Below are 13,245 nucleotides of genomic sequence, written 5' to 3'. Positions count from 1 at the left end.
GCCGCCTCCTTCCGCATTTTCCATTTCTTCCATTCTACTACAAAAAAATCCTCCATTCAGCATAAATCCGCAAATATCATTGCTTCTTTACAAAATAGCGGAGAAATCAAGACCAGCGGCAATTTCCTTCGCTTGCTTGCGATTTTTCACACCAAGCTTTTCATATATCCGGTGGAAATAGACCTTGACGGTACCGAGTGATAAATCAAGCTCCTGGGCTATCTCATTGTTCCGTTTGCCAAGCTGCAAGTGATAGACAAGCTGCAATTCCCTGGTTGTCAGCCTGCTTTGCAGCTTTTGATCATCGGTTTCCTCGGACCAATACGACAGGATCTGTTCCACATACTTCTGCTGCCTTTTCGCCACACTGCCTGATGACAGCAGTTCATGCAGCATATCGCGCACCGTCTCGCCGGCCCGCCAGAAGGTGCGCAGATATTTATGATCAGCGCTGAGACGCAGTGCTTCTTTCAAGGAAAGGAGGGCTTGCTGCTTATCAGCTGGATACAGCAGTATCGCTTGGATGATATGCAATTCGATCCCTGCACTGATCCGATTGCTGAATTTGACAAGCGGCAGCAGCTTCTTGATATATCTCTGTGTTGCTTCGACTTCACCGAGTGCTGTATAAGCCCATATGAGGGTCATGTATTCAAACAAGGTTTTTTGTTCAATCGGAGGCTCCTGCATGAAAAACAGCGTCAGCCAATTATGTATCCTTTTCGTATCACCTTGATCGATCGCTATATGAATCCTTGCCGCTTCTGCTTTCTTGAACCAATCTGCCGAAGCATTGCTCCTTGTCAGCATGTCCTTCAGCCTGTTCAGCGTCACCTTGGCCGATTGTGCATCACCTTGCTGCTCCAATTCATGACGGGATTTCAATATGTATGCAGGGACGAGCAGACCTGGCAATCCGAATAAATCCGCAATGGACAACGCTTTTCCCAAGTGACTTTTCGCTTTGGCCGACATTCCCCATTCATAGGCAAGCTCGGCCAGACTCAGATGATAATAGCCGCTGAACACGGATTCGCCTGAAATCGTGTGCGCCAAACTTTCATAGACACGCTGGACCGCCCGCAAATCACCGCCTCCTCCAAGCGGGGAATGAAGGATGGTGGCGTCATGCCGATTATAATCGAAGGAATGTGAAAAGTATCTGCTGGAATCCTTACTGTATACCAGTGCCTTGCTGGCATAATCCATCGTACTTTTCACATCATCCTCCAATAGGGAAATGAAGCTTTTCAATGTATACAAATCAGCAAAATGCCGTTTCTCTTCCTCTTCACTGAACTGCAATTCGCGGCGAAGCAGCTGCTCCTCTATCATATGGGCATGCCGCTGGGCCACCTTCGGCTGATAACGGAGGCACTCCACCCAGCCATAGATGATACCAAGTTCCATCTGGTAAATATATTTGCGCGGCAGCTTATTGATCCATTCCTGCAGCTGATCGATGCGCCCTTCCTGGAGAAGGCGGGGAGCTGCTTTGATCAGGAGCTGTCTGACACGTGTGTGATCACCAGCCTTCCAAGCATATTGAATGGCCGTAAGCAGCATCTGCTCATTTTCATGCCAGATACTGGCCCGTTTATACAATTCCTTGACATCGATATTCTGCATATCGAGCATTTCTTTCAAATATGTACGGAGATGCTTGTTATAGGTGAACCAGCCCGGCTCATCCTGCAGTTCATTCAGCAAGCCTTGATCCCTTAATCTTCTCATCACCACGCGGCCGCGCCTTGTACCGGCAATATAATCGCATAAGCGAACATGCATCACATTCAAGATGGAGGTGGACAGCAAGTAATTCCGCTCATTTTCATGCAGACTATAGACAATTTCCTGTATCAGCTGCCTTGCGACCATGACATTCGAAAACATCAGCTCGGAATAATCCTCCTGGAACTGCTCGTACATGTGGATCAGCTGGATACCGGCAGCCCAGCCCTGCGTCTGCTGCATGATATCCCGGACTGCCGCTTCGGTCGGCTCCTTTTGCAGATGATTCCTGATGTACGATGCGATCTCTTCTTCTGTAAAGATAAGATCGCACTTTGTTATTTGCAGTACCTGACGCTGCCGCGATAGGCGTTTTAAAGACAGGCCGGGAAAGAACTGCCCCGAAACGATGATGTGGAATGTATCCGGCATCTCTTCCAATAATGTTGTCATTTCATATAATTCGTTGGAATTTGTCATCAAATGAAAATCATCGATGATCAATGCACCGGTGACTTGATGATTACGCAAGCAAGCACACCATGTTGCAATGAAATGAGTCGGCGAATAGGAAGCAGACTGTATGATATCCAATAAATTTTTCCGATCCTGTTCCGGCAAACCTGGCATATGCAGGATCAGCTTCTTCCAGAAAGGGACTCGCTGGATATCTTCTTCCTCCAAGCTGACCCAGCCCACGTCCAAATGCGTCCGTGCTGCCCACTCCTGCAGCATGGTCGTCTTGCCATAGCCGGAGGGAGCCGTCACCGCCGTCAGCTTACATGTCTCGATCCTCGTCCAGACACTGCCGGGCTTAATCCGTTCTATTCTCATTTGACCGACAGTTACAGCCGATTTTGTCACTTCATTCTGACTAGCTTGTTGTTCCTGCATCACTATCAACCTTTTCCAGCTTTGTTGTTTCAATTATAACAAAACTCGCAGAATTTTGTGGTGAAATCTAGCACTTTTGTAACTGCATTTACAATTTTTAATAGTATAATAGATTCATTTCCACACAGAAAAAAAGCACCCTGCAGTGCAGCAAGGTGTCCACCCGTCAAAGTTCCTGACATTTTGTTTCCATCACGCGCTGATTCCAAGCAAAGGAACGCCGACAGTATCCGCTGCCGGCTGAATTTTGTCATGACTGATCATGATTCGGCGACAGGATAAGCGTAAAAGATGAACCTTTCCGGTGCGCTGCCCACGTAGTGAAATGGATAGCAAGTAGTGACTACCAATACTTCCTCCCCCATTTTGCGAATCACTGTTGTATCATCCTCGGGTACGATGTCGGTGCTTTTGATTTCATAGGTGTAGGTACCATAAGGCATCTTCACGATAAATCGATCTCCCAGCTCCAACTCGCCGAAGCTCCGGAAAACAGTATCACGATGCCCCGACAAAACAATTTGTTCCTTTTGTCCAGGATATACGGAATCGGTCAGATGTCCGACCCCTTTATTCAAATCATCTGGATCCGTTCCTTCTATGATAGGTAAGGATTTTTTTAATTTAGGGACTTCCAAAATGGCAAAGGCTTCATTTTCTTCCGCTTTAAAATCTGCGATGGAGGGCTCGTCGATGGCCTTCCCTTCTTCATTTATTTTTTCTTCCGCTTCAATGAAGGAATGGTTTTGTTCTTGCTTTTGCGTAAAATATTGATAACCGAAGACCGCTAGCAATATGACACTTGCCAGGATAAGACCATTTCCAATTATCTTCACGATATTACCTCCCGATCAAGATGAATGGCATCCGCTTATTGCCGTCATGACTGCTTTGCCCCTGCATATCGCTGATAGTAGGCGCAGTAGCCTGACAAATAATGCTCGATGTCATCTATACGGGCGCGGAAAGAATGGTGTCTGATGAAGAAGCTGCCCAGTATGCGGCCAGGGTTCTTGCAGTACATGGCCAATTCCGGATAAAAGTGACCGTTCCGCTGATATTCCGCTCTTTTATGAATCGTATTTTCCAATTTTTCCTCATCGAAGCTGTCCAACAGATCGCTGTGTCCTGTTTCCTTCAGGCGATCGATCATTTTGCTTGTTGCCAGGGTCAGCTCTAAAAATGTAGGGAAGGTGGTATTCCGATGATAGATGAAATCCAGCTTATCGCTTACATTCTTCAATCCGAATTCAAAATATCTCCGCTCTGGTTTAGCGGAAGTATTTGATGACTTTTCCTATCTACCCCATGCCCAAAAGCTTGCGCAAGGGATTTTGAATTTGCAGCTGGAAAATGGGGAATTCATGCATGTGCTTCACTATCCATCCCTTCAAGTGAAAGAGAGATTCCGTATCATTTACTACGATGGAGAAGCAGCATTTGCCCTGATGAGACTGTACCGGCTGGATAAGCAGCAGAAATGGATCGATGCTGTGGAAAAAGCATTTGATCACTTTATCGAGAAAGATTACTGGAAGAATCATGATCATTGGCTCAGCTATTGCACGAATGAATTAACAGCGTATGCCATTTTTATACAGGGAAATCCATTACATCAAAAGACTTTTTATGTAAGATTAGGAATAGCAGGAGGCACAGAGGGTATTCCCTCAAAAGTTCGCTGATAGAAAGGATTTTGGAGATGGGATACAGTTTACGTGAGATACAGGAAATATTGGATGGATATTATTGGAATGATGACAGCAGCAAGGATTGCTTGATTACTAACTTTGAAATCGAACCAAGACATTTTCAGCCCGTAAAAGGGAACTGCTTTATCTCCATTTCCAAAAAAAGATGGGAAGCTGCCCACAAAAACAAACAAACACAATGGGTGGATGGAAACAAAAGAATATTGGGCCATTCTGAGAAATGCAGTTTAATCATCACGGAAAAAGCCATTCCAGCATTGAAGGACTCGATCCCTCAATTGATCGTCAAGGACAGCTACCGGGCTATTTCCCAGTTAGCCAAAGCTTCCCGAAAGAAAATGACGAATCCCGTAATCGGGATTACTGGATCCGTCGGCAAAAGCACCACCCGGCTTTTATTCGAGCATTTGCTGAAAGAGGAACATACCCTTGTAGCCACCAGGGGCAATCATAATACCCAAGCCGGCGTTCCGTTATATGGTGCGAAATTATGCACGAATCCCGATTTTGCGATATTGGAAATAAGCTTGAATGCTTTGAATAATAGAGGGAATCAAGCCTTGAACATCGAGCCTGACGCTTGTATCGTAACTGCCATAGGGGAGGCGCATTTATCCACCCTTCACTCGACAGCGAACATAGCACGGTTCAAAGCGAGGATCTTTGAAGGCTTGAAAAAAGATGGCTTGGCAATCATCAACCAGGATATCGCTGCCAAGGAATTTGATATTCTTTATGATAAAGCGAAGCAGAGAACGGATCGAATCAGGACATACAGCATGACAAGCAGCGAAGCAGACCTTTATCTCAAGCATATCGCCAGTGATAAATATGTCACATCCGCCACTGTCTGCTATCGGGGGGATGAGTACGAATTCCAGATGAAATTGGCCGGAAAAGGCACCATCGAGAACACCCTGGCCGTATTATTATACTTGGGTGAAAATGGTTATGATCTGCAGCACTTCATTCCGAAATTATTGCATTTCAAATCACTGGACCGAATCATGGAATTAAAAACACTCACTACCGCCGATCAAAGATCCGTCGATATTCTCGATGATTCCCATAATGCTTCCATACCAGCAATGGAGAACGCCTTGGACACTTTTCGTACCAGACAAAAGTTTTACAAGGGCAATAAGATATTGGTCTTGGGGCAGGTTGCAGACTTGGGTGAAAACAGTCAGCAGCTGCACGATAAGCTCCTCCCAAAAATTTTGGATGCAGGATTTGACTATGTGTTTGGGCATGGCAAATATATGAGACAGGTGATCAAGCAAATTCCTTCTTCCAAGGTAGGCGGCTGGTTTAATAACGCACACGATCTAGCAAGAAGAATCCCGTTATATTGTTCTGATGACTCCCTCATTTTGCTTAAAGGTTCTGTATCGGGAAGTGACTTTCGCTTAACGAGTCATTATCTTCCGGAACAACTAAAACAATCCAGCAGACAAGCCATCAGTCATGAGCCATCCGAATTGGCAGAATTGCTCGATTGTTCATTCGCTGCGAGGCTTTACGATGAGGATGATAAAAATGTTTACGAAAAAGGAAACACACAGAGCCAGACAATTGACGGTTTGGGTCCCTTGCTCCTCTTGTATTCACTCCTGGAGAAAGGATTGAAAAAAGGGGAACTAACCCTGAGTGACTGGCCTACCAACAATGGCAGCAGCATCCATGGCAAGCCATTCCGGAAAGGAGAGCCTTTCCTTTACGAAGAGCTGTTGGAGGAACTATATATGACGCAGCATCCAAGTGTGATTTTTGAACTGGCTTACAGATATTTCAATAGTCGAAAGGCTGCCATGGAACAAATTTTGAAATTGGCTCAGTCTTTCCGCCTATCAGATGCAGCATCTTTGAATATCACAGGCCGGTATCGTGTCAAAGAGCAGCAATCCTATGATGTAAACGACCTATTTTTAGTCGGTTCCTCGATGCGAAAGAAAGGCATGGAGCAGCAATTGCCAACAATAATGAACCCCGCTTCAGCTGATGTGAGAGGCATCATCTTTGGTTCAGAAAGAAAGAGCTGCCTCGCCTTCCTGAACGGATTCATGTTCTGTATCATCGGGGCAGTATCTTCCCAGCAGATAGTGGAGAATATTCTGGAACTATATGAGCAGGCCGAAAAGAAATCATTGATCAAGACTGGCTTAAAAGGGTGAACGCAATGCCGGAACAGGAGCGTAATAAAAACGAAGAAGCGGAAGCTTTAAAAAAACTGAATGAAGAGATAGAAGAAGAATTGCTCACATATAACAAGGATGAGGAGAGCGCCGACCATAAACCGAGTACACACTAGAGACGTATATTTGACATGATCATGATCAGCGCTTTATGTCTTTTCATTATGTTTAATCTATTCATGATCGTCGGCAGATACTTCCTGCACCCTTGAATGGATCCGCCAAAATGAAAAAGAGGCAGCCGTCCCACAATGGACAGCAGCCTCCTTTCGTTTATCTTATGTGATTAATTTGCTGGCTGATTTGATTTCTTCGCACGGATGACAGAAGGTCGTCCAATGCTGTGATAATCGATATTCGCTGTTTCCACATAGCTTAACGGATAGCAGTTGCGGCCATCGATGACGATCGGCTGCTTCATTTGCTTTTCAAAGACAGTCAATGGCAAGTCTTTGAATTCATCCCACTCTGTCACGATGATCGCGACATCGGCATCCTTTAATGCTTCCTCCGTGCTGGCTGCATAATGCACAGTCTCCGGAAGCAGACGCTTCGCATTTTCCATCGCGATCGGGTCGAATGCGGAGATGTTCGCACCAAGCTCCGTCAATTTCCGTGCCAAGACGATGCTGGCTGATTCGCGCATATCATCGGTGTTTGGCTTGAACGCCAGGCCGAGCATGGCGACTTTCTTGCCTTCCAGTCCGCCGCGTACGACCATTTGGGCGATATCAACCGGAATTTGCTGCTGCTGGTTATTTACATTGATGACGGATTCCAGCAAATCGAATTTATGATTCACGTCACCGGCGATCTGAACAAGAGCCTTCGTATCTTTCGGGAAGCAGGAACCGCCATAGCCGATGCCGGCATTCAGGAATTTGTCGCCGATCCGTTTGTCCATGCCCATTCCCTTGGCAACATCCTCGATATTGGCCCCTAGCTTGCCGCAAATCGTACCGATTTCATTGATGAAGCTGATTTTCGCTGCCAGGAAGGCATTGGATGCATATTTGATCATTTCGGCACTCTCGATATCCGTACGGAATACAGGAACGCCAAACGGCTTATTGATTTCTTCGATCAAATCCGCTGCAGCCGGGCTTTCCGCTCCGATCACGATCCGGTCGCCATAGTATGTATCGTAGACAGCCGAGCCCTCCCGAAGGAATTCCGGATTGGATACAACCTCGATTTGCACATCGCGATCAAGCGCTTCGGTAATCCAATGCTTCACAAGCTTATTCGTACCGACCGGCACCGTACTTTTCGTAACGACAACGGCTCCTTTATCCGACACATTGGCAGCGATGTCTTTTGCCACCTGCTGCACGAAGTCAAGATTGGCAGAACCGTCCGCCCTTTCCGGTGTACCTACTGCTATATAGATGGCATCCGCATCCTTAAAAGCGACGCTGTGGTCAGTCGTGAAATGAAGATTGCCCTTTTCGATATTTTTGGTCATCAATTCTGCCAGACCCGGCTCATAAATTGGAGATAAGCCTTGGTTCATTTTGGCGACTTTCGCTTCATCGATATCCACGCATGTTACATCATGTCCGATATCCGATAGTGCCACTCCAGTCACTAAGCCTACATATCCTGTGCCAACAATTGCAATTTTCTTCATTTTTACGATCCCTTCTTATTTCGAGGTGTATAAACACTTCTGTCAAGCTATAAATCAAACTGAATACTGCTGCGATAATGATAATAGTTTACTATAAATTATCCAATTTGCGGATATTATTTACATAACTTTTTCATTAATTTTACATTTTTCATGTATATGTAAAGGGTGCATGAAGATGCACCCTTAGTCATTCCTTATTTACCTCGGCATTCCATAATGAACGGCTGTTCCTTCAGCTTCCTTTTCGCTTCCCTTCCCCAATTTTTGACGGCATCTTCGGTTGTGTCCTCGATATGGGCAATTTCCTTGATCGTCAAGTCATGCTTGATTTTCCAGTACACCCATTTATATTGCTTATCCGTCAGGAGCTGCTTGATTTTGTCCCAGAATTCCTGTTTCTCCATCAAATCTTCTTCTTCCTGGATAACGGCAAGGGTGTGGGTTTCATTGATGAGGAGGTCGACTTTTTCTTGTTCGCGGATGATTTTTCTGAGGTAGTCGATCAGGCGGAAGCGGATCATTCTGCTGACATAGGCATTAAAATCCCCTTTCGTTTCGTCATACCCATTACAGGCAAGGAACAGTGCCATGATGCCTTCCTGGAGGAACTCGTCATGCGGATCCCGTATCTTCATCCGATGGATATGGTAATGAATCATGTTCTTGTACTGATCGAGAATCAACTGAAAATCGGTATTGCGAATATCCTTCATTATCATCCACTCCTCTTGATTTTTAGGCAGAACAGCTTACGAACACCGACCCTCCTTAACATTTTTTAGGACTTTTCGTTCATCCATCGCCATTCTGTCTTATAATCGTAGTTTTTGCAAGAAAAGGGGGGATTTACCACTTTCGACATCTTGAAGCGGATAGCCCCCATTTTTACAGAAGCTTAACTGCAGGATTTGTCGCAAAAACCTGAAGCACAAAGAAAACACGCATTTTCCATTAAGAAACGCGTGTTTTCAAGGATGCATTAATATTTTGTAAAATAAAAAATCGGACTACCCTCCCCCTCCTCTGAATAGGCTGTACAAGTGAGTCAAAAGGAGGCCAAGCATGGGAAATATCCTGCACTATATTTTGTTGGGAGTCAGCTTATCCGCTCCAGTCGGACCAGTGAATGCTGCCCAAATGGAAAAAGGAATCCGCGGCGGATTCCTGCAAAGCTTATCCGTCGGCTTCGGGGCCATGCTGGCGGATATCCTCTATATGCTGCTCGTATATCTTGGGTTTTATCATGTCATCATGATCCCGATCGTCCAGTCTTTTTTATATTTTTTCGGGAGCTTCGTCTTCCTTTATCTTGGCATGGAAAGCGTTCTGAAGACGCGGACATTGACACGCGCCGGCATGACGACGGTTGCCCCGCTGCAGGGTCTTCGCTACGGATTCTTCCTTGCGCTCGTCAATCCGATCAGCATCATGTTCTGGGTGGGTGTCTATGGGTCCGTCCTTGCCAAAATCGTCGAGCAAGGCGAGGCTGACCACCTGCTGCTTTACACGACGAGCATCTTTATCGGTGTCTTTTTATGGGATAATGTCATCGCCCTTTTATCAAGCAGCCTGCGCCGTTTCCTGAGTGATCGGCTCCTGCGGCTGATCACTTTCGTTTCCGGGCTCTCCCTGCTCGGCTTTGGTATTTATTTCGGCTATTTAGGCGTGCTGCGTGTTTTCTGATTTCTTGAGCTTCACCCAAATGCCGATAAGCAGGATCAGGACGGCAAAGCCGCCGCTTACATAAAGGCCGGGACGCACTTCCGCTTCGACTGCCGTCCCGCTGATGCCTGCAAGCAGCAGGATGGCCCCGATGATTGCAGCCACCTTGCTGCCCAGCTTGAATTTTTCATTTTTCCAGGCAGAAGCCAAAATGAACAGCCAATTGTACAAAAGCAAAAGACCTGCCGCCGTCGTGATGTACTCATATATTTTCCCAGGCAATAATAGCGCCGTGATGATACTGGCAAGGAGCCCCACAGCTGCGAGCAGCAGACTCGCCAAAGGCAGGTCCTTGAATTTCAGCTTTTTGGCAAAAAGCTGCGGCGCATCCTTGTCTTTGGCCAGCATGACGAGCAGATTGGTCACGGCAAACAGCGCCGCACACAATGTAGAGAAGCCGGCGATGATGACGGCTGCATTGAACACATGCGGAAAGAAATCAAGCGGAGTCTGCTTGAGCGCTGTCACGAATGGGCTTTCATTCATTTTGAAATCATGTGTCTTCACCAGGCTGATGGCCAGCAGCAAGGAAAGGACATAAAGAATGGCAAGTCCGATCAGCATGATTGTCCCCGCCTTGGCAGCCTCTTCCTTCTTCTTCAGCTGCATCGCCATCATCCCGATGACCTCGATACCGCCAAAAGCATAAAACGCATAGATAAGCGAAGCCCATAATCCCTTGAATCCATCGTGAAGGAAAGATTCCTGGAAGGGCTTATATGTCGATTCAGTCGAAATGACATCAAATAAGACAAGGGCAGCCAACACTATGAACATGGTGATTGCAGCCGTTTTGACGATCGCGAATACATTCTCCATCTTATTGAATCCCTTCGCCCCGGTCAGGACGACGATGATGGCCAATGCGGCATAGATTGCCGAAAACACCCATAAGGGCACCTTTTCGAACCAGAACTGGCTCAAAAGCGAAATCGCAGTCAGCTGGCTTCCCATGATCAAAATATTGGAACACCAATAGCTCCAGCCGCAGCTGAATGCGGCCCAGCCGCCGAATGCCTTGCCTGCATAATAACAGAATGATCCTTCCTGCGGATCACTCGCTGTCATCTTCGCCAATGATAGGAAGACAATCAGCGTACCAATGGCGGCAGCAACAAAGGAAATGACAATGGAAGCCCCAGTCAGATGGATTCCGATCACGGAACCGAGGAAATATCCCGTCCCGATCGTGCAGCCGATGCCGATGAGCGAAAGCTGCCACCACTTCATATTCCCGGTATTCGATGTCTTGCCTTGCCCTTTATTACCTGGATGCTTTTTCAATCCGTTCCCTCCTCGTCCTGTTAGTATGAGGAGTAACGTTGGAATTATGTAAGACAGGCATGGTATGATGATACCATTGACTTATGCAAAAGGAGCGTCACCATGCCATCCAAAGGAAAAAAGACTTTCTTCTACACCATGCTCGTGCTGCTTGCAGTGATGATGATCGGTACGATTTATATCGTATTTACCGGCTATAAAGAAATGCTTGGATTTTAAAAGCTGTTCCCTTAAGGAATAGCTTTTTCCCTTTATATGGAACCTTTTAAAATAATACCCTTCCCTTTGTAAAGGTTTTGTAAATCCTTTCATTTTAACCTTTACACCGACTTAACAATTAGACATAATAGTCCTGTTTGCGACAGATTATAACCTTAGGGGTGAAAACTTGGATATAAATATACAGGAACTGATTTTCTCCTTTATCGGGGGATTGGGTATTTTCCTTTTTGGTATCAAATCGATGGGGGACGGTCTCCAGAAGTCGGCCGGAGATAAATTGCGTGACATTCTGGATAAATTCACGACCAACCCATTGATGGGTGTCCTTGCCGGGATGCTCGTCACCATCCTGATTCAGAGCAGCTCTGGTACGACGGTCATCACCGTCAGCTTGGTAAGTGCCGGATTCATGACATTGCGCCAGGCAATCGGCGTCATCATGGGGGCCAATATTGGAACGACAGTCACTGCTTTCATCATCGGATTGGATGTCGGTGCCTATGCACTGCCGATCCTCGCTGTCGGCGCCATGATGCTATTCTTCTTTAAAAACAAAAAAATCAACAACGTCGGCCAAATCTTCTTCGGCTTCGGTGCACTGTTCTACGGCCTTGAACTGATGAGCGGTGCGATGAAACCGCTCCGCAGCCTGGAATCCTTCCATGATCTTACGGTTCAGCTAAGCGACAATCCTATCCTGGCTGTCGTAGCCGGGACGCTATTCACGGTCGTCGTACAAAGCTCCAGTGCAACAATCGGCATTCTGCAAGGCCTTTATACCGAGGGCCTTGTCGATCTGCAGGCAGCTTTGCCAATCCTATTCGGGGATAATATCGGAACGACGATCACTGCCGTGCTTGCTTCCATCGGTGCTTCGATTGCAGCGAGACGAGCAGCGGCAACCCATGTATTATTCAACCTCATCGGGACAGTGATCTTTTTGATCCTGTTGATTCCATATACCGCACTGGTCAGCTGGATGCAGACAGCATGGGATTTGAATCCAAGCATGACCATTGCATTCGCGCATGGAACATTCAATATTACGAACACATTGATTCAGCTTCCGTTCGTCGCGTTACTTGCCTGGATCGTCACTAAATTGATCCCGGGTGAAGAAAAAATGGCTGACTTCCATGCCAAAACCTTGGATCCGGCTGTCATTCAGCAGTCACCTTCCGTTGCTTTGGGCAATGCCAAGCAGGAAGTTGTCCGCATGGGAGATATAGCTGTACAAGGATTGGAAGAAACAAGCCAGTACTTGCAGACCAAGCAAGTGAAACATGCTGATACTGCTTATCAGATCGAGGAAGCCATCAATAACTTCGACCGCAAAATCACGGACTATCTCGTCCAGATTTCTTCTGAATCCCTTTCGCCACAGGAATCAGAAGAACACAGCGCCTTGATTGATGCGGTCAGCGATATCGAGCGAATCGGCGACCACTTCGAGAATATCGTCGAACTCGTCGAATATCAGCAGACGAACAAAGTCAAAATCTCCACTTCCGCAATGGAGGATCTGACAAACATGTTCCTGCTTACAACGGATACCGTGAGGGATGCCATGCTCACCTTACGGAACAATGATAAAGAGCAGGCAAAAGTCGTGGTGGAACAAGAAAATAAAATCGACACACTTGAGCGCAAGCTCCGCAAGCAGCATATCCAGCGCTTGACGGAGGGCTCCTGCAGCGGCCAGTCCGGCATTGTCTTTGTAGACATCATCAGCAACCTGGAACGTATCGGGGACCACGCCGTGAACATCGCAGAAGCCGTGCTCGGGGAATCGAAGCATATGCATACCGTAAACAACTAAAATAAGAGCTCCTGCCCAGCTGGGCAGGAGCTC

Annotated in this window: 9 protein-coding genes and 2 pseudogenes; 5 read left to right on the top strand and 6 right to left on the bottom strand. The window is 46.6% G+C overall.

The window, feature by feature from the left end:
- Positions 1-87: 87 nt before the first annotated feature.
- From MHI54_RS12505 to MHI54_RS12495, 3 genes and pseudogenes are all read right to left on the bottom strand, one after another.
- Positions 88-2,625: a LuxR C-terminal-related transcriptional regulator gene (locus tag MHI54_RS12505; RefSeq protein ID WP_095214077.1), complete on the bottom strand. Its 2,538-nt coding sequence runs from the start codon at positions 2,623-2,625 to the stop codon at positions 88-90.
- Between the two features lie 260 nt (positions 2,626-2,885).
- Positions 2,886-3,461, bottom strand: coding sequence for a class D sortase (locus MHI54_RS12500; protein ID WP_095214078.1), 576 nt, complete (start codon positions 3,459-3,461; stop codon positions 2,886-2,888).
- A gap of 44 nt (positions 3,462-3,505) precedes the next feature.
- Positions 3,506-3,895 (bottom strand): annotated as a pseudogene (locus MHI54_RS12495) (hypothetical protein); the annotation flags it as partial.
- 25 nt (positions 3,896-3,920) lie between these two features.
- Here MHI54_RS12495 and MHI54_RS12490 point away from each other — a divergent pair.
- From MHI54_RS12490 to MHI54_RS12480, 3 genes and pseudogenes are all read left to right on the top strand, one after another.
- Positions 3,921-4,211, top strand: a pseudogene (locus MHI54_RS12490) (hypothetical protein); the annotation flags it as partial.
- A 116-nt stretch (positions 4,212-4,327) separates the two neighbouring features.
- Positions 4,328-6,511 (top strand): UDP-N-acetylmuramoyl-tripeptide--D-alanyl-D-alanine ligase, encoded by a 2,184-nt coding sequence (gene murF / locus MHI54_RS12485; RefSeq protein WP_095214079.1) that lies wholly within the window; start codon positions 4,328-4,330, stop codon positions 6,509-6,511.
- Positions 6,512-6,516: 5 nt separating this feature from the next.
- Complete coding sequence (locus MHI54_RS12480; RefSeq protein WP_255374682.1) at positions 6,517-6,648, top strand: hypothetical protein; 132 nt, start codon at positions 6,517-6,519, stop codon at positions 6,646-6,648.
- A gap of 170 nt (positions 6,649-6,818) precedes the next feature.
- On the opposite strand, the gene MHI54_RS12475 is transcribed toward MHI54_RS12480, so the two are convergent.
- Positions 6,819-8,162, bottom strand: a complete 1,344-nt coding sequence (locus MHI54_RS12475; protein WP_095214080.1) for a UDP-glucose/GDP-mannose dehydrogenase family protein — start codon at positions 8,160-8,162, stop codon at positions 6,819-6,821.
- Between the two features lie 197 nt (positions 8,163-8,359).
- Positions 8,360-8,878, bottom strand: a complete 519-nt coding sequence (locus MHI54_RS12470; protein ID WP_158221428.1) for a sigma-70 family RNA polymerase sigma factor — start codon at positions 8,876-8,878, stop codon at positions 8,360-8,362.
- Positions 8,879-9,227: 349 nt separating this feature from the next.
- Here MHI54_RS12470 and MHI54_RS12465 point away from each other — a divergent pair, with 349 nt between their 5' ends.
- Positions 9,228-9,848, top strand: coding sequence for a LysE family transporter (locus tag MHI54_RS12465; RefSeq protein ID WP_095214082.1), 621 nt, complete (start codon positions 9,228-9,230; stop codon positions 9,846-9,848).
- On the opposite strand, the gene MHI54_RS12460 is transcribed toward MHI54_RS12465, so the two are convergent.
- Entirely contained in the window at positions 9,825-11,117 is a 1,293-nt protein-coding gene (locus MHI54_RS12460) for an amino acid permease (protein ID WP_340082948.1), read from the bottom strand. The genes MHI54_RS12465 and MHI54_RS12460 overlap by 24 nt on opposite strands.
- Before the next feature lie 442 nt (positions 11,118-11,559).
- Here MHI54_RS12460 and MHI54_RS12455 point away from each other — a divergent pair, with 442 nt between their 5' ends.
- Positions 11,560-13,212, top strand: a complete 1,653-nt coding sequence (locus tag MHI54_RS12455; protein ID WP_340081644.1) for a Na/Pi cotransporter family protein — start codon at positions 11,560-11,562, stop codon at positions 13,210-13,212.
- Positions 13,213-13,245 lie beyond the last annotated feature (33 nt).

Source organism: Terribacillus sp. FSL K6-0262 (assembly GCF_037977385.1).
Lineage (GTDB): Bacteria > Bacillota > Bacilli > Bacillales > Amphibacillaceae > Terribacillus.
Note: the sequence above shows the minus strand (reverse complement) of the source record. Positions and strands in the feature narration are given on the sequence as shown.